Below are 16754 nucleotides of genomic sequence, written 5' to 3'. Positions count from 1 at the left end.
GTGGTCACGACCCTATTAAAAATACCAACGCATTTGCAGTTCAGTGCGAGTAGCATACTGACGCTCGGCATATTCGGTTTGATTTGCACCGTTAAAAATATTAGCCCGTAAACGCCACTCAAGGTTTGATAACCCCGTATAAATCACTTCAGGGGTGACAATTGAGCTGGCATCATCCAGGTTAACAATCGCACCTAAACCCAGACTCCAATACAACCAGTTCCACGGCTCTTTTTGTGTCACTTTAATTGAGGCGTAATTTTGCATGGCTTGAGCTGACAAATATTGAGTATTTTCAAGTTGGCTCTGCAAAATCGCCCGATTCACTTGAGGCGCATAATGGTATAAACCATGCATCTCATCGACATCGTAACCCGCCGACTGATGATACAACTCGGCTATCCAAGTGGTTTCTTGATTGGTTAAATAACGCAATCCAACCAGCGCATTCGCCCCTTCCACCGCTTCTGTAACGAGTTGGGCATTTTCATCCAATAACCAACGTGTCCGTTTTGCCCATAAAAACTCGGCATGGATCGCAAAGTTAACCGCCAAACTGTGGGATAAACTCAAGCCATAAGCCGCGGGTTGGCTCGCTTGATTTCGCCAAATTAAATCGATATCACTGCGCCCCACCACCCAACTTAATTTAGCCGCGACATTCAGCTCTTCGGTTTCGCCGAAGTCTTGATTAAGCGAGTCGGACACAGGTAAAAGTGCCGTAGTAAATGAAAGGCTACCCAATTCGGCAAAATCTTTCACCCAGTCGACGCGCCCCATAACAAACCCTTCACGCGCCAATTCTGGGTCAAGGGCATCCTTGGTTCGTTCAAATACGGCCACTGGGTTAAAAGCATATCCTTTGCCCCACTTTAAACTGCGTTTACCTAGCTCCCATTGCCAATTAGGACTGGGTTGATAATGCACATACAACTCGTAAATATCCGCTTGATCTTGAGTTTGATAACGATCGGTTTGACCTTGCCATTTCGCCAAGCCTTGCAAACTCACTTGGTCCCAACGATATACACCGCTTAGCTCAGTTTCAGCTAAATAACGAGTAAAATCCGAGTCAGGGGATAACTGATTGAGGGCGCTATCGGCATTCAAGTCTAATTGTTGAACACTGGCTTGAACATAGCCATTTAGTTCCCAAGGTGGGCGCTGGTACTCGCTAAAATCGAAACTAAATTCTTCCGCTTGGGCCTGCAAACAGCACAAACAGCCTAAAGACAGCCAAACATATTTCATTGCCTTAATTCACCTACTCGGGGCATAAAACTAAGGCTAAACACTTCATCCGCTAATTCGCGCGGCTTGATGCCTGAAAACAACATGACGGACTTATGGCCTTTAAATAATGGGCTATCGGTTTCTAACATAGCCGGACGTTTGATGCCATTTCCAAAGTCTTTAATCTGACTATACCGCAGGGTTTTAATTAACAACCCGCTGGCGGCATAGGCTTCGATTTTCAAAGGTGACAAACTTGCTTTATCTACCCACATTTTTAATTGATCATAAGCCACCGAATCATGGCGAGCTTTTAAAGCCAGCAGCCAGGTTTCGGTGTTTTCTTCAAGCAAACTAGCCGCATATTCGACATGAAAATCCAACTGCATAATATCCGAGTTGTTAAATACGCCCCCCACTACCGATTGCAAACTGGTAATGCGAATTGGACGGCCAACATTCGGAATATACAACCATTGATTATCGCCCAACCTTAACGTACTGCGGCCTCGCTCACTTGCCGGATCTAAAAATAACGCCAGCATTTTATCCTGGCCTTTTTTTACGCTATAAAGCACAAACTCTTTGCGTTTACCGTCCGGCTCGATATTAATCAATTTGCGATACATCTCATAGGATGGTGGCGCTAAACGCGCATCGACTTGTTGCAACAAATCATTCGCCTGTTTGTTTGGTTGGGTTTCTAACGACCAGGCCTGGTGGCTGATCAGCAAGCCGAACCAAACTAAACTCAGTATTTTTATATACTTCATAACCGCTCCTAAACTTGGCGCAAAGCTTGAATCGGATTTAAACGCGAGGCTTTCCAAGCGGGTTGCAAACTCGCAAGCACCGCAATCAGGGTAACAACACCGCTAATCCAAACCATTTCTAACCAATCTAAACTAGGCACTAACACCAGACTTTGGCGACCAAAGTTAAATTCAATCGGCCAGAAGCTTAAAGCAAAAACCAAGCTCGCACTCAGTAATACGCCAATCACCGAACCGAGTAAGCCAAGCAATAAACCCTCAGTTAAAAACAAACCTAAAATTCGCCTGGGTTGCGTGCCTAAGGCCGCCATGGTACCAATCTCACGCGTACGCTCGTACACAGCCATCATCATCACATTCATAATTGCAATTAACACGATGCCCACCAGCATAATGCGAATAAACAAGTCTAATAAATCAATCATATTGGCGATATTGGCAAACGGCGATAAATCATCCCAGCGATGAATTTCGAGCGCTGGTTGACCTTGCGGATTTCGGATTTCGGATAAAACTTGCGTTAATTTCGTTTGAACTAAGGGCAAGCTGTCAAGCTGGTCTAATCGAATCGCAATTTCATTCACTTCATTTTGATTCATTCGTAATAATTGTCGAGCATCTTCGATATGCACATAACCATCGCGCCCACCCGGCCCAGATATGGCCTGTAAAACACCTTGAACCTGAAATGTTTGGCCATTCACCGAACCATCTACGTTAGTTGCGACTAACACAACGGTGTCGCCCACTTTTAATTTCATGCCCTTGGCCAACAACTCAGGTAATAACAGTTTGCCCGGCTCAACTAAGGACTGGGGTTCCACATCGGTTGAATTAGCTACTAAGCGATCCACCAGGCCTGGCATACTCTTAATCTCAGCCTGAGGATCAACACCATTTAATCTAATACTCGTGGTTTCCTCAAAGTTGCTCAGCATCGCGCCAAACTTCAAACGCTTAGAATAAGATTCAACTTGCGGAATCTGCGCTAAAGCTTCCTCGACCGCCACCAAACCATTGGGTTTGATATTCAGGTTTAAAGGTGAGTTATCAATCGAGGCGACATAGCCTTTGCGATGTACCTGTAAATGGCCCAGCATCGAATCAGTGATTTGGCCAATCATCATGCTTTTAAACGAACCTGAGACAGACACAAACATTAAAACCGCCATCACACCTAATACAATTAAGCCTACGGTTAACAAAGTACGACGTGCATAACGCGTTAAATTCAGCCAAGCTAATTTGAGTAACTTCATGAGTTTAACTCCTGCTGAAGTTTGATCTGTCCGTCTTCAATTTCAAAAATCACTTCGGCTTCGCCGACAATTTTGGGATCGTGAGTCGAAAACACAAACGTGGTGCCTAACTCATCGCGCATTTTTTTCATTAAAGCAATGACTCGATAAGCGGTGTCGTGATCTAAATTTGCAGTTGGTTCATCGGCTAAAACTAATTTCGGGCGGGTGGCCAAAGCACGGGCAATGGCGACGCGTTGTTTTTGACCACCCGATAATTGATCTGGACGTTTATTGGCTTGTTCCGACATGCCAATCGCTTCTAACAACTCAGCCACTCGAGCTTGTCGGTCAGATAATGACCAGTCTTGTACCATGACCAACGGATATTCAATGTTTTCGGCCACAGTCAAAACTGGGATCAAATTGAAATCTTGAAACACAAAACCTATATGTTGGCCGCGAAATTCAGCCAGTTGCTTGCGGTTAAGTTTTGAAATATCGGTTTCCAGCACACTTAATTGGCCTTCAGATGGCTTATCTAAACACCCGATTAAGTTTAAAAGTGTGCTTTTGCCACTACCCGATGGTCCAACAATCGCAACAAATGAGCGCGGCATAATATCAAAACCAATGTCACGCAAGGCCGTGACTGACACTTCGCCCATTTGATAGACTTTTTTCAAACCTTCCGCATGAATAAGCGACACAACGCCTCCTAATTAATGTGGCCACAAAGCTTAATTATGATCCTAAAATCAGCCACTAGCCGATTTATTTTTAAGCATCAAACTCAAGTTGCGGGCGATCAAAACAAAGTACCACCATCAAGCCGCCCAATGTTTCACTGTGGCCAAAGCTTAAATGACCTTCATAGGCATACACGATTTGTTCGACCTGTTGTAGACCTCCTGGCTCTTGCCCCGCTTCACGCTTTTTCGACCGCTGCTGAATTTGCTCTAAGCGCTCCGGCGCCATTCCTTCGCCATCGTCTTCAAAACATAAACACAATCGATCATCTTTATGTGTAACCGTTAAAATCACCTGTGATTGGCTCCAATTAACCGCATTATCCAGCAGGTTTTTCAGCAAAACCGTCATATCAGATTGGGCGATTAAAAACCGAGCATCACCCAGTGTGTAATTTAATTGAATCTGTAAATGTGGATGACTGGCTTGGTAAGCCTCGACATGATTGCGCAAATCACGCGGCCAGTGGAGTTGATAGGATATGGGCTGCTGACCCTCTCGCACTCGGTGTGCGCGTAACTGCACCAACGCTTGATGCAACTGATCGGCCAAAGGCATCCATTCTGACGGCCAACGTTTGGCAAAAATATCGGCTTGCAAACTCTGCAAACCTAACTGTTGAGCAGCTGGCAATTTCGCTAATGAGTTTGTCAAAAAATACCGACTCAAACCTAATGTAATCAACCACAATAACGCAATTAAGGCACTGTAAAACACGTAAAACTGCTTAAGCATGGCGGTTTCTAAGGCATAGTCTTTTGCTATCGCTAGATCGAGCCAACGTCCATCCAGCTCTACGCTTCCAAAACTTACGAATACTGGGTTTTGGTCGGGGCCTTGTGTCACAAACAAATCGACATCGGCGCGAGTGCGCTCGGGCAAAGGTAAGACATATCCTTGCAATGAAGCCGAAGCAATATGCTGCTGGCCTTGAGCATATAAAACAAAATAGTGCCCAGAATCGGGCGAAGAATAATTGACACGCAACGAACGAGTATCGATTTGAATCGGCTGGTTTTTGGGCCAGTCGGTCTGAGCTAATAATGCGCGCGCATCGTTTGCCAATTGCTGACCCACCCAATATTGGCTACCAAAATAAACGGCAGCCAAACCCAACAACCAAAACACCAAAAATATGAACGTGATCGAGTAACCGAAACCACGATTAAATTGGTGGCCTAAAGACCGAAATTTCATAAATGACACTCCCTTTCTTACCGAACCAGGGAAGTGCCTTGGTGGTAAGGATTAACTTTGTTTTTTACTAATCGCCGCTTGGGCGCTAGGTTCCAATCTAAAACGCGATACTTGCTGACGTAAGTCATCGGCCTGTTCTTGTAAATCCTGACTGCCAGCGGCTAACTCTTCGACAATCGCCGCATTTTGTTGCGTGACGCCATCCATTTCACTCACCGCATTACTAACGGTATGAATGCCTTCCGACTGTTCTTGGCTGGCGCTGGCAATTTCGGACACCATAGAACTCATCGTTGCCATGCTTTGGTTAATTTCAGCTAAAGCTTCACTGGTTTGGCGCACCAAGTCGCCACTGGCTTCACTAATGCGCACCGTATCTTCAATCAAGCCTTTAATCTGGCCTGCTGCCTCTGCAGATTTACCAGCCAAACCACGTACTTCTCCGGCGACGACGGCAAAACCACGTCCATGATCCCCTGCTCTAGCGGCTTCTACCGCCGCATTTAAAGCCAATAAATTGGTTTGGAATGCAATGCCATCAATTAAGGTAATAATATCCTCAATTTTACGACTGGCCGCCAGCATATCTTCCATCGAGCCCATCGCCTGATTCATAATCGTCACGCCATGCGAGAGCTTATGCTGAGCCTCAGTCGACATTTTATTCGCTTGTTCAGCATTATCGGCATTACGTTTAACACTAACCGTCATTTCCTCCATTGAAGACGCGGTTTTTTCTAACGATAAAGCCAGCTGTTGAATACGGTCCGACAAATCTTGGCTGCCGTTCGCCATTGAACGCGCGCCAGAGCTAACACCATGTGTTACCTGACCAACCTGACCAATCATTTCTGCCATATTTTGGGTAGATTGATTTAAGCTATCACGTAACCATTGCATTTTACCTTCATAATTTTGGCTAATGCGCGCACTTAAGTCACCTTGACTAATCTGGGTTTGCACCTGACCTAGGCTTTCGACAAATTGCTCCAGCGAATCCAAACTCTTATTAATCGAGTTTTTCAATGGCACAAAGTCACCCCGAGCTTCGGCTTCAACACGTTTCGAAAAATCGCCCTGTTCTAACGCATTTAGTGTCTGACCGATATCTTCTACCGAATCTTTAATATGAACAGCCGAACGCTCTAAATCATACAACACATCTTCAAAACCGCCTTGCAGTTCAACTTGTTGATCACGATACACATTTAACTCACCCGAACGGAAATTGTGGGCGGTTTTTTGCAACATACCCATCACCGCTTCAACTTGTTCAACCGACTGATTGACCCCATTTTTAAGTTCTAAAAAATGACCTTGATATTGATTAGAAACACGCCCGGAAAACTGGCCTTTAGCAAGGGTCTGCATCACCTGATTGACTTCGGCAATCGCACTTTCAATATTCGCCATTAGTTGGTCCATGCCTTGGCCAATCATACCGACCTCGCCTTTACACTTTAAATTAGCTCGCTGAGTTAAATCTCCTGAGCTCACCACTTTCTGCATGGTATTAGCCATGTGCTCTAAGGGTTTAGTAATGGTTGATGCCACCCACATGCCGCCAATCACTAATAATAAACCACTCAAAACCAAACCTGACCAAATTAGAATTTGATTGAACTCTTGATCTTTGTGCATTGCATTGACGGCGTTGAGGTTTTGCTGCATTTCATAGCGTAAAAACACATCCACAATTTGCGCAAATTCTTGATACTTGGGATCAAAATCATTTAATAGAATATCTTTTGCTTCATCGGTAAAACCGATATCCAAAGCGACCGTAAAGCCACCAAATGAGTTAAAAGCACTCGCCGCATTCGCACGTAAACGTCCCAGCATACTGGCTTCGGCTTTATCTAACTGCATTTCATCTAAGGTATCAAATAGCCCGGCGATATTTTGCGAAGAGTCCGTCAATAGTTTCATTTGCTTATCAAGCGCTTCTGGATCTTCAATAATCACCATATTGCGTTGCATGATTGCCCGTTCATCGGCAAAGTTTTTCAGCTTATTAACCGCATTAAGCTTGGCGCTGTTGACGTTAATGATTTTATCAACGGCTTGTTGTGATTGGTGCATGATGAATTGTGTGAACAAATTACCTACCGTTAACAGCACTAATACCGCAATAATACTTAACAACAAGCGTGTTTTGATTTTCATCTAATTCTCCGTAGATAGCCCTGCCTTTCGGCCAGGAAGCAAACAATATGTGGCGCACAGTCTAATCAAAAAGTCGAACAAACGTAATAAAATTATCTTTTCGCCAGCACAAACTTGGCTTATATCAGACAATGCCGATTAATCAGCACATGCTTCACAACTTACCGAAGTTGCGTTTCATTTTTAAACCCCCTTAGCTGTTTGATTATAGATACAAAATCAGCATTTAATTTAAAACTGAAAAACCAATAGCTGACTAATTTGCACCAATTAACTTAATTAAGTTATTATTTGTTTTGTTATTAAATTTATTCTATTTTTAATTTCTAGACCAAGGGGGTCGCAATGAATTTAGATAAGCTAAAAGAGATGGCGGTAGAAGAGTTAGTAGAGTTAAAAAAAGGGATCGATACCCTTATTAGCGAAAAACAAAAAGAGCAAACTAAAAACCTGGTTGAAGAATTTAAAGTAAAGGCGGCCAAACTTGGCTTAACCCTTGAAGAGATTATGGGCCAAGATGCCAACAAGCCGCGTAAGACAAAAGGTCAAAAAGTAGCGCCAAAATACCGCAACCCAAATGATGCCAGCCAAACGTGGACTGGCCGGGGTCGTAAACCTTTATGGGTCCAGGACGCGTTAAAGAAAGGAAAAAAACTGGAAGATTTAGCGATTTAAATCTCAATTTTAAATATAAAGATTTAACTTAAATTACCGCGATCTTAAATTTTTTAAGTTTCGCGGCTTTTGAAATGGGTCATGCTCCATCCGCTATCAATTAACCCTTCATTTATTTTCACGCCGTTTATAGACCACAAAATCAAACGCAAAGGCATGGCGATCATCCGCCAGATGTGGCTCACGCGAATCCTCATACCAGGCCTGGTGATCGATGGGTGGAAAAAACGCATCGCCTTCTGGGCTGGCTTTTACTTCGGTTATATAAAGTTGATCAACACGATCAATCCATTGGGCATAAATTTGCGCGCCGCCTATAATCATGACCTCTGGATAATCTTTTAAGCACGCCAACGCGGCTTCAACCGAGTTAAACACTTGTGCGCCATCAGGCTTAAAGTTTGGATTTCGGCTAATAATTAAATTAGGCCGATTAGGCAAAGGTTTTGAACCAATCGATTCAAAGGTTTTGCGCCCCATAACCACCGGTTTATTCAAGGTTTTCGATTTAAAATACTTTAAATCGTCAGGTAAATGCCATGGCATTTTATTATCTTTACCGATCATCCGATTTTGCGCCATTGCGACAATCATGGATAAGGTTTGGGATGAATTAGACGGCAAAGTCATACCGATACCTGAGCCTTAATATGCGGGTGAGATTGATAATTCACAATTTCAAAATCTTCAAACTGATAATCAAAAATCGAATCGGGTTTACGTTTAATCACCAGGCCTGGTAGCGGTAAAGGATCACGCGTTAATTGCAGCTTCGCCTGCTCCAACGTATTGTTATATAAATGCACATCCCCCCCCGTCCAAACAAACTCTCCCACGTCATAGCCAGTTTGTTGTGCAATCATGTGGACCAATAAGGCGTAACTGGCGATATTAAATGGAACCCCCAGAAACGTATCCGCGCTGCGCTGGTAGAGCTGGCAAGACAACTTATTATTGGCGACATAAAACTGAAAAAAGGCATGACAAGTCGCCAACGCCATTTTGCCGTTTTCAACGTTTTGCTGCGGGCTAACAGATTCATCCGGCAAATCCGCGGGGTTCCAAGCGGTGACGATCATACGTCGGCTGTTGGGATTAGTTTTTAAAGTGTCAATCACCTGTTCTATTTGATTAATCACTTCCCCATTTGGGCTTTGCCACGCCACCCACTGCTTGCCGTATAAAGGCCCTAAATCACCTGATTCGGTCGCCCATTCATCCCAAATTCGGACTTGATTGTCTTTTAAGTATTGAATATTGGTATCACCACTTAAAAACCATAACAATTCATGCACAATCGAACGAATGTGGAGCTTTTTGGTGGTGACTAACGGAAAACCTTTTTGCAAATCAAAACGCATTTGATAACCAAATACCGACAAAGTGCCTGTACCGGTGCGATCCCCTTTTTGCACACCGTTGTCCATAATATGTTGCAACAAGTCTAAATATTGTTTCATGCGTTTTTTCCTTTCACCAGGCCTGTTGCTGATCGTTTAACACCCCAAACCATTAATAATCCGCCCAAAAGAATCATCGGGATCGACAATAGCATTCCCATAGTTAACCATCCGCCGAACAGATAACCTATGTGTGCATCCGGCATTCTAAAGAACTCAGACACCACGCGGAACACGCCATATAAAATTAAAAACAGACCGGCCACACTTCCAGCCGGTCGAGGTTTAGACGAATACCACCATAATAAAACAAACAAAACCAAACCTTCCAAAAAGGCTTGCAGCAATTGGGTAGGGTATCTTTGAACACTTTCGTTCAAAATCGGATCATACACCCACATACCCAGTGGCGATTCGGTCACCTTGCCCCAAAGCTCGCCATTAATAAAATTACCGATTCTGCCAGCAAATAAGCCAATCGTGACCAAAGGCGCAACAAAATCCGCCACACTCAACAGACTGATTCCAATTTTGCGCGCAAACAGCCACATCGCCAAAGTGACCCCCAGCAAACCACCGTGGAAAGACATGCCGCCCTGCCAAACCATCAACAGGGTCAATGGATTCGCTATAAAACCAGCGAAGTCATAAAACAACACATAGCCGATTCGCCCGCCCAATACCACGCCCAAGGCACAGTAAAACAACAAATCGCCCACTTTATCTTTATCCCAAACAGACGAATGGCGCGCTCTCAACAAGCCTAGTACCCAGGCACTAGCAAAGCCGATGACATACATTAATCCATACCAATGAATGGCAATCGGTCCTAAAGCCAGCGCAACGGGATCAATCTCCGGATAAGTCCACATATGAAGCCTTTATTAATTAGGTTAATGCCACTATTCTACAACGTTTTAGCGCTTATAATAAAAAGAGCGGCGTCACTTTTATTTAGACCGATCAATGTCATAATAATAATTTGAAGCCTTGCCTAATTAACCGCTTATGCCACCCCTCACTCATTATGGAGTTCGAAAAATGGCTAAAAACACCAGCAGTTTCAAGCATGAATCACTACAGGATAAAGTCTCCGTACTGGCTTATTTAAACCTGATCGCCCAGGGCATTGAAAAAGGTCAGATTCACCTCGCCAATGAAGACGAGGATGTCACTTTAAATACCAACGGCTTATCACGCTTAAAAATCAAAGCGAAACAAGCCAAAAGTCATCAGGAAATTCGCATTACCTTGGCTTGGTCTGGCGAAAGTGATCCACAAACCAACCAACCACCCAAGTCAGAAGTGAGCACTAAGTCGGCTAAACCACTCAAAAAGTCCGACAAACCCAAAAAAACCAAAAAACAGAAGTCGGATAAAAAGACAAAAAAAGCATTGAAAAGCAAACCAGAAAAAGCGCTCACTAAAAAAGCATCTAAAAAAACGAAATAACCAACCAGGCCGTGTTTCCATGATTCCAAGCCCAGAATTGAGACTTCTTACTGAGTAAATTTTGCATCCGACTAAAAACTTAATTAAATTAAGAGACTAGAATTGGTTTAGAATATTATCCATCACTAATTTGGAAACCCGCATGTCTGAGCTCATTGATATCTACATAGGCCGCCAACCCATCTTCAACACCCAGCTTGAAATGCATGCTTATGAATTATTGTTTCGCAATTGTGAACACAGTAACCAAGCGCCGATGTTGGCGGGAGACACGGCTACAGCACAAGTCATGCTCAACGCCTTTGGTGATATGAGCCTCAAAGATATCGCCAGCGACCACAAAGTATTCATCAACTTTACTGAAGGCTTATTATTGCGCGAGAACCTGCCTTTTTTCCCTTCTCGCCAAGTTGTGATCGAAGTGTTAGAAGACGTCAAAGTCAGCCCCGCCTTACTGCGTTCCTTAACTGAACTTCGTTCAAAAGGGTTTACCATTGCACTTGATGATTATGTATTTAACCCGAGCTTAGAAGCACTCGAAAGCTACGCCGATATTATAAAAGTCGATATTTTAGATGTGGGTCCAGAGTTACTGGCTAAGCATGCTCAGCGTTTAAAAGACAAAGGCGTCTATCTGCTGGCTGAGAAGGTAGAAACCCGCGAACAATTTGAGTTTTGCCGTAAGATTGGTTTTGACTTTTTTCAGGGTTACTTTTTCGCCAAACCCGTCATTATAAAAGGCCAACGCTTACCCACCAACAAACTTACCGTATTAGAATTACTCTCAAGCGTATACGACCCGAATACCGACATGACCAAACTCAGCGCCATCATTGCTAAAGATGTGTCTCTGAGCCAAAAACTTTTGAAATTTCTAGCTGAAAACATAAGCAGTAAACACCCAATTAACTCGGTACACGATGGCGTAATGCGCTTTGGTTTAGATCGCCTACAAAGTTGGGCAAGCATGTTAGCCTTAGCTGGCGTGGACGATAAGCCCATCGAACTATTTCGCATGTCACTCACTCGAGCAAAGTTTTGCGAATTAGTGGGTGAATGTATTGGCGATCACTCGAAAAATCTCTACTTCACAGTGGGTTTGTTTTCGATGTTAGATGCGGTCATGGATGTCGAACTAACCGAATTATTAAGCCGTCTAAAGCTCGACCCCATTATCGTGGCGGCTTTGACTGATGTTAAAACTAGTAACTTAAGTAAAACCCTATCCGCCATTAAGGCCATGGAGCATGGGCAAACGAAATTTTCCTTGCCAGACAAAACCAGTGTTGCCGATTTATCCAAATATTATTTACAAGCCATGCAATTTTCACAAAGCGTGTACCAAACCTAATCTAATCAAACCTCCTTATCTCAACTTTTCAAAGCCCAAAGCTTTCTTATTAGTCTTAGCAACGTTTTTGTCCTATCATATTGAAATTAAATTGCATTTGAGCCCATTAACATGAATCCGATGATTGACTTTTTTATTGGTCGCCAACCTATTTTTGACAGCGATATTAATCTTTACGCTTACGCACTGCTTTTTCGCTTAAACGCTAAGGATAATCTGGCCGATATCGAAGACCCAGACCAAGCATCAGCGCAAGTTATTTTGACCGGGCTGGGTGATTTAGGTCTTAAAAACATCGCTGGCGACCACAAAGTTTTTATTAATTTCTCGGATAGGCTTTTGATTCAAGAAGGTCAACCGTTTTTTAACCCGCGCCAAGTGGTGATTGAACTCCAAGAAGAACACCTAGTCACACCCGCCCTAATCACAACGCTCAAACAACTACGTCACAAAGGATTCACGATTGCATTAGATGACCATCAATTTAATGCTGAAAACCAAGTGCTCGAAAACTACGCCGACATCATTAAAATCGATATACAAAAACACGACTTAAACCTCATCGAACCGCATTTGAACAAACTAAAGGCCCGCGGCTTAAAATTATTGGCTGAAAAAGTCGAAACTTACGAGCAGGTTAAAGAGTGTGATGCGTTAGGCTTTGACTATTTTCAAGGCTACTTTTTTGCCAAACCACAAATTATTCACGGTCAACGCCTGCCAGCTAACAAACTCTCGGTTTTACAACTGCTGAGCAAAATCTACCAACCCAACATTAACTTAAGCGACTTGAGTAAAATCATTACGCACGATGTCTCACTCAGTCAAAAACTGCTGGTATTTATTAACCAAAATGCCCCATCCAAATACCCGATCACCTCCATCCAAAATGCCGTCATGCGCTGTGGTCTAGAGAAGTTACGCAACTGGATTGGGCTAGTCGCCTTAACCAGCATGAACGACAAACCCAGTGAATTATTTACGCTGGCGTTAACGCGCGCTAAATTTTGTGAACTGGTCAGTGAGTTAATCCAAGACCCACAAAGAGATCAATATTTTACGGTTGGACTCTTCTCAACTCTCGATGCCTTAATGGATCGGCCACTGGAAGAGATTTTGGAACAACTAGGTCTCGATGACGATCACCTGCTTGAAGCACTGATGGGGCAAACCAATAGCGCCATGTGCCAAACATTAAAAGCCGTGAAATCACTGGAATTGGGACGCTTAGATTTTGACGCCCCAAAAGATGCATCGTTTACTGAGCTGATTCAATGCTACCTACTCGCCATGCAATACGCCCAACAAGCTTTTAAACCAGCATAACCAGGCCTGGTCGTTAGACGTTTTACTGTTGGTATTGCATTTTAGTGACGAGCAGACCGGCGATGAGAATAAACGCGGCGGAGAAGTAAAGACAAGCTTCCATGCCCGCAACTTGATAGACATAACCCGACAAGACCGTGCCGAGCAGACGCCCGCCAGCATTGGCCATATAGTAGAAGCCCACGTCTTTGGAAGTGCCGTCGGCATTGGCGATCGACACGACCAGGTAAGAGTGCACCGCCGAGTTAAGCGCAAACAACACGCCAAACACCACCAGGCCTGCTATTAACACCGTTTGCGGTTCGAGATCCAAACTGAGCGCCATCACAAAGGGTACCGCGGCTAATACCAGCGCAAGCCAGCGCGCAGTTTTGTCGGTTGGACTGTTTCCGGATTTCATGCCTGTAAGCTTGGGGGTAAGCGCCTGGATAATGCCGTAACCAATCACCCATAACGCCATAAAGGCGCCGACCGAGGTATGTTCCCACTCAAGCACGCCGACCAAAAACACTGGCAGCGCGACCACAAACCAAACATCACGCGCGCCGAATAAAAAGAAACGCGCCGCCGACAACCAATTCAAACTCGGGTTTTTCGATAACATTTCATTGAACTTGGGTTTGTTTTTCGCCTTGCCCAATGAGCCGTCCAAAAACAGCAACGACACCAAAAACGCTAACACGAGTCCGGCACTCATAATCATCATCGCTTCGGCAAAACCAAACGCCGCTAATAACACCGCGCCAACAAAAAAGCCCACGCCTTTGAGCGCGTTTTTCGAGCCGGTCAGTAACGTCACCCAGCGATATAACTGTCCCGACGAATCCGACGCCAGGTTTTTAATCGAACTTTTAGCGCTCATTTTATTGAGGTCTTTGGCGATACCTGACAAGGCTTGCGCCAGCATGACATACATCACATTCAACCATTCCGCCGGCACCGTGAGCATCATCAGCGCCAGGATTTGCAAACCCAGGCCGATATTCATCGTGATATTCAAACCCCAACGCGCGCCCAGCCAGCCGCCGACCAGATTGGTGACAATACCAAAGAATTCATAAAACAAAAACAATAAGGCAATTTCGAGCGGGCTATAACCCAACTGCCAAAAATACAACACCACCAACATACGCAACGCGCCGTCGGTAACGGTAAACGCCCAGTAGTTGCCAGTGACTATTGCATATTGCTGAGTAGGAGACATGGTTAAAGCCTTTTGGTTTGTTTTTGAACCACGAAGGACACGAAGAGCGCGAAGTTAATTTTTAATTTTAAGTTATCAAACCTGAATTGGCTTATAACAAACATGGTTAGTTAAGTTATGAGTTTAAAACTATTTAACTCTAAAACCTTCGTGCGCTTCGTGTCCTTCGTGGTTAAAAATTTACAAGAAGTTAAACAGCGCGATTCATTTGCGCCGCTTTGACCGCCAGCTCCATCATGCGCAAGACATAACCGATTTCGTTATCGTACCAAGCTAAAAGCTTGACCTGCGTGCCGTTGACCACCATGGTCGAAGGCGCATCAATCACCGACGAGCAGGTTTCACCTTCGTAATCCACCGATACCAATGGGCGTTCTTCAAAACCTAAAATCCCTTGCAAATAGCCCGTCGCCGCTTCTTTAAGTTTTTGATTCACCTCTTCAACCGAAGTTTCGCGTTCCATTTCCAACACTAAATCAGTCAAGGACGCATTCATAAACGGTACACGCACGGCAATACCGTTGAGCTTACCGGTCAGCTCAGGAAAAATAGAAGCAATTGCCGTCGCCGAACCGGTGGTGGTCGGAATCAAGGATTCAAAACTGGCGCGCGCACGACGCAAATCTTTATGGCCGTGATCCACCACTTTTTGAGTATTGGTGCGGTCGTGCATGGTGGTAATCATGCCGTGTTTAATGCCGATTTGTTCGTGCATGACTTTAATCACTGGCGCAATACAGTTCGTCGTGCAAGACGCGGCAGTAATAATCGGATCTTTACCCGCTTCAAAAATATGATCGTTAATGCCCATTACGATGTTTTTAATGCCTTCTTTCATCGGCGCGGCGACCACAACTTGTTTTACACCTTGATCTAAATAGGCTTGCAAGGTGTCCTTGGTGCGAAACTTACCGGTCGCCTCAATCACCACATCCAAGTTCAGGCTTTTCCAATCGGTATCGGCGATGTGTTTATTCGAGCTGTAACTAATGCGCTTGCCTTCAACCACAATCTCGTTACCTTCGGCTACAGCTTCTCGTGACCAGCGACCATGAGCCGAATCAAACTTAGTTAAGTGCGCCGAACCATAAGCGTCGGTAGCGATTTCGTTGATATGAACAATCTCAATACCCGGCCAACCCCAAGCTTCTCGCAAAGCCAAACGCCCCATTCTTCCATAACCATTAATTGCGACTCGAATTGTCATTTCTTAACCCTTGTATCTGAAGTATCAAATCAATAGACCAACTTAATTTACACGCCCATTTGTGCAAACCACAGACTTTTCTCTAAAAACTGAATATTTAAAGTTTGATTCAGTTGCCACAACATGAATTTTTCGACTTATGTTTAGTGGGCTCGGACGTAGCACAACGGCCGCCTTCACAACATTGCCCATCTTTTGAAAGCTTGGCTACTAGGCTTCCAGGACAAAATCCTGTGTAAGTCGCTTGCAAAGCCATCAAACCAGCAAAAACCGTGATCCACAACCAACTTGGCGTCATCATATCTACTTGCCCTAACCAGTGTGCAATAATCATTGGCAATAACACCATAATCGCCATTAAACGTACGACTTTATTTCCTTTCATCGATTTCCCTTCACAACTTAAATAAAAGTTAGTTTTATACATTTAGTGCAGTGCAGTGCAGTGCAGTGCAAGATACTATATCTGAAAAATCAGATTATATCGATTATATTTTTCTATCACGAAGAGTTTGGCTCTTAAAAATTTACCTAGCCTGTTGAAAATTCGATGATTATGCACAAAGCTTACTTTTCAACTAATTTATACCCCAATACAAATTAGTTATCCAAAAGCAAAGCTTTCCTTTATAATGGCTGGTTCGATTCGTCCCAAGAGTTTTGTCCATCATGAAAAAACGGGTTTTTGATGTTGTCATTGTCGGCGGTGGTATTTCTGGCTGCGCTTTGACCTATACTTTAGCAAAATACAGCGGTATCAAATCCATCGCTGTACTCGAAAA

General features: G+C 44.0%; 17 protein-coding genes. 5 read left to right on the top strand and 12 right to left on the bottom strand.

Translation table 11 applies throughout. The annotated features are described in order from the left end of the window. Nucleotides 1-15: 15 nt before the first annotated feature. The 6 genes from VIM91_RS05900 to VIM91_RS05875 form a co-directional block, all read right to left on the bottom strand. On the bottom strand, nucleotides 16-1251 hold the full coding sequence (locus VIM91_RS05900; RefSeq protein WP_331863890.1) for a hypothetical protein: 1236 nt from the start codon (nucleotides 1249-1251) through the stop codon (nucleotides 16-18). Further along, entirely contained in the window at nucleotides 1248-2006 is a 759-nt protein-coding gene (locus VIM91_RS05895; RefSeq protein ID WP_331863889.1) for an outer membrane lipoprotein-sorting protein, read from the bottom strand. The genes VIM91_RS05900 and VIM91_RS05895 overlap by 4 nt, the downstream gene beginning before the upstream one ends. Nucleotides 2007-2014: 8 nt before the next feature. Next, nucleotides 2015-3265 carry an ABC transporter permease gene (locus VIM91_RS05890; RefSeq protein ID WP_331863888.1) on the bottom strand — a complete coding sequence of 417 codons (1251 nt, stop codon included), beginning with the start codon at nucleotides 3263-3265 and terminating at the stop codon, nucleotides 2015-2017. Beyond that, nucleotides 3262-3954 (bottom strand): ABC transporter ATP-binding protein, encoded by a 693-nt coding sequence (locus VIM91_RS05885; protein WP_331863887.1) that lies wholly within the window; start codon nucleotides 3952-3954, stop codon nucleotides 3262-3264. Before VIM91_RS05885 ends, VIM91_RS05890 begins: the two co-directional genes overlap by 4 nt. A gap of 70 nt (nucleotides 3955-4024) precedes the next feature. Further along, a complete protein-coding gene (locus tag VIM91_RS05880; protein WP_331863886.1) occupies nucleotides 4025-5191 on the bottom strand; it encodes an ATP-binding protein in 1167 nt (388 codons plus the stop codon). Between the two features lie 51 nt (nucleotides 5192-5242). Then, nucleotides 5243-7357 carry a methyl-accepting chemotaxis protein gene (locus VIM91_RS05875; protein ID WP_331863885.1) on the bottom strand — a complete coding sequence of 705 codons (2115 nt, stop codon included), beginning with the start codon at nucleotides 7355-7357 and terminating at the stop codon, nucleotides 5243-5245. A gap of 345 nt (nucleotides 7358-7702) precedes the next feature. On the opposite strand from VIM91_RS05875, the gene VIM91_RS05870 reads away from it, so the two are divergent. Further along, the gene (locus tag VIM91_RS05870) at nucleotides 7703-8032 is read left to right on the top strand and encodes an H-NS histone family protein (protein ID WP_331863884.1); all 330 of its coding nucleotides are present in this window, start codon (nucleotides 7703-7705) and stop codon (nucleotides 8030-8032) included. 108 nt (nucleotides 8033-8140) lie between these two features. On the opposite strand, the gene VIM91_RS05865 is transcribed toward VIM91_RS05870, so the two are convergent. Genes VIM91_RS05865 through lgt form a run of 3 tightly spaced genes read right to left on the bottom strand, consistent with a single transcriptional unit; the run spans nucleotide 8141 to nucleotide 10304 of the window. Then, entirely contained in the window at nucleotides 8141-8662 is a 522-nt protein-coding gene (locus tag VIM91_RS05865) for a dihydrofolate reductase (RefSeq protein ID WP_331863883.1), read from the bottom strand. Beyond that, complete coding sequence (locus VIM91_RS05860; RefSeq protein ID WP_331863882.1) at nucleotides 8659-9492, bottom strand: thymidylate synthase; 834 nt, start codon at nucleotides 9490-9492, stop codon at nucleotides 8659-8661. The genes VIM91_RS05865 and VIM91_RS05860 overlap by 4 nt, the downstream gene beginning before the upstream one ends. Then, entirely contained in the window at nucleotides 9489-10304 is an 816-nt protein-coding gene (gene lgt / locus VIM91_RS05855) for a prolipoprotein diacylglyceryl transferase (protein WP_331863881.1), read from the bottom strand. The genes VIM91_RS05860 and lgt overlap by 4 nt, the downstream gene beginning before the upstream one ends. A 169-nt stretch (nucleotides 10305-10473) precedes the next feature. Between lgt and VIM91_RS05850 the strand changes: the two genes are divergently transcribed. The 3 genes from VIM91_RS05850 to VIM91_RS05840 all read left to right on the top strand — a co-directional run bounded on the left by VIM91_RS05850 (nucleotide 10474) and on the right by VIM91_RS05840 (nucleotide 13561). Beyond that, a complete protein-coding gene (locus VIM91_RS05850) occupies nucleotides 10474-10884 on the top strand; it encodes an amphi-Trp domain-containing protein (protein ID WP_331863880.1) in 411 nt (136 codons plus the stop codon). Nucleotides 10885-11026: 142 nt separating this feature from the next. Continuing rightward, a complete protein-coding gene (locus VIM91_RS05845; protein ID WP_331863879.1) occupies nucleotides 11027-12235 on the top strand; it encodes an EAL and HDOD domain-containing protein in 1209 nt (402 codons plus the stop codon). A 111-nt stretch (nucleotides 12236-12346) separates the two neighbouring features. Then, complete coding sequence (locus VIM91_RS05840) at nucleotides 12347-13561, top strand: EAL and HDOD domain-containing protein (RefSeq protein WP_331863878.1); 1215 nt, start codon at nucleotides 12347-12349, stop codon at nucleotides 13559-13561. A gap of 22 nt (nucleotides 13562-13583) precedes the next feature. On the opposite strand, the gene arsJ is transcribed toward VIM91_RS05840, so the two are convergent. The 3 genes from arsJ to VIM91_RS05825 all read right to left on the bottom strand — a co-directional run bounded on the left by arsJ (nucleotide 13584) and on the right by VIM91_RS05825 (nucleotide 16357). Continuing rightward, complete coding sequence (gene arsJ, locus VIM91_RS05835; protein WP_331863877.1) at nucleotides 13584-14765, bottom strand: organoarsenical effux MFS transporter ArsJ; 1182 nt, start codon at nucleotides 14763-14765, stop codon at nucleotides 13584-13586. Between the two features lie 190 nt (nucleotides 14766-14955). Continuing rightward, the gene (locus tag VIM91_RS05830) at nucleotides 14956-15972 is read right to left on the bottom strand and encodes an ArsJ-associated glyceraldehyde-3-phosphate dehydrogenase (RefSeq protein ID WP_331863876.1); all 1017 of its coding nucleotides are present in this window, start codon (nucleotides 15970-15972) and stop codon (nucleotides 14956-14958) included. A 109-nt stretch (nucleotides 15973-16081) separates the two neighbouring features. Next, nucleotides 16082-16357 (bottom strand): YgaP-like transmembrane domain, encoded by a 276-nt coding sequence (locus VIM91_RS05825; protein WP_331863875.1) that lies wholly within the window; start codon nucleotides 16355-16357, stop codon nucleotides 16082-16084. Between the two features lie 284 nt (nucleotides 16358-16641). Between VIM91_RS05825 and VIM91_RS05820 the strand changes: the two genes are divergently transcribed. Next, the coding region (locus VIM91_RS05820) for an NAD(P)-binding protein (protein WP_331863891.1) at nucleotides 16642-16754 on the top strand (113 nt) is incomplete at its 3' end.

Origin of the sequence: Thiomicrospira sp. (genome assembly GCF_036568485.1) — a bacterium.
Lineage (GTDB): Bacteria > Pseudomonadota > Gammaproteobacteria > Thiomicrospirales > Thiomicrospiraceae > Thiomicrospira.
This window is presented reverse-complemented; position numbering and strand designations above follow the sequence as displayed.

Bases quoted from the DNA above. Each gene is read 5' to 3' on its own strand.
- VIM91_RS05900 (WP_331863890.1), bottom strand. From the start codon at position 1,251: ATGAAATATGTTTGGCTGTCTTTAGGCTGTTTGTGCTGTTTGCAGGCC.
- VIM91_RS05895 (WP_331863889.1), bottom strand. From the start codon at position 2,006: ATGAAGTATATAAAAATACTGAGTTTAGTTTGGTTCGGCTTGCTGATC.
- VIM91_RS05890 (WP_331863888.1), bottom strand. From the start codon at position 3,265: ATGAAGTTACTCAAATTAGCTTGGCTGAATTTAACGCGTTATGCACGT.
- VIM91_RS05880 (WP_331863886.1), bottom strand. From the start codon at position 5,191: ATGAAATTTCGGTCTTTAGGCCACCAATTTAATCGTGGTTTCGGTTAC.
- VIM91_RS05875 (WP_331863885.1), bottom strand. From the start codon at position 7,357: ATGAAAATCAAAACACGCTTGTTGTTAAGTATTATTGCGGTATTAGTG.
- VIM91_RS05870 (WP_331863884.1), top strand. From the start codon at position 7,703: ATGAATTTAGATAAGCTAAAAGAGATGGCGGTAGAAGAGTTAGTAGAG.
- VIM91_RS05865 (WP_331863883.1), bottom strand. From the start codon at position 8,662: ATGACTTTGCCGTCTAATTCATCCCAAACCTTATCCATGATTGTCGCA.
- VIM91_RS05860 (WP_331863882.1), bottom strand. From the start codon at position 9,492: ATGAAACAATATTTAGACTTGTTGCAACATATTATGGACAACGGTGTG.
- lgt (WP_331863881.1), bottom strand. From the start codon at position 10,304: ATGTGGACTTATCCGGAGATTGATCCCGTTGCGCTGGCTTTAGGACCG.
- VIM91_RS05850 (WP_331863880.1), top strand. From the start codon at position 10,474: ATGGCTAAAAACACCAGCAGTTTCAAGCATGAATCACTACAGGATAAA.
- VIM91_RS05845 (WP_331863879.1), top strand. From the start codon at position 11,027: ATGTCTGAGCTCATTGATATCTACATAGGCCGCCAACCCATCTTCAAC.
- VIM91_RS05840 (WP_331863878.1), top strand. From the start codon at position 12,347: ATGAATCCGATGATTGACTTTTTTATTGGTCGCCAACCTATTTTTGAC.
- arsJ (WP_331863877.1), bottom strand. From the start codon at position 14,765: ATGTCTCCTACTCAGCAATATGCAATAGTCACTGGCAACTACTGGGCG.
- VIM91_RS05830 (WP_331863876.1), bottom strand. From the start codon at position 15,972: ATGACAATTCGAGTCGCAATTAATGGTTATGGAAGAATGGGGCGTTTG.
- VIM91_RS05825 (WP_331863875.1), bottom strand. From the start codon at position 16,357: ATGAAAGGAAATAAAGTCGTACGTTTAATGGCGATTATGGTGTTATTG.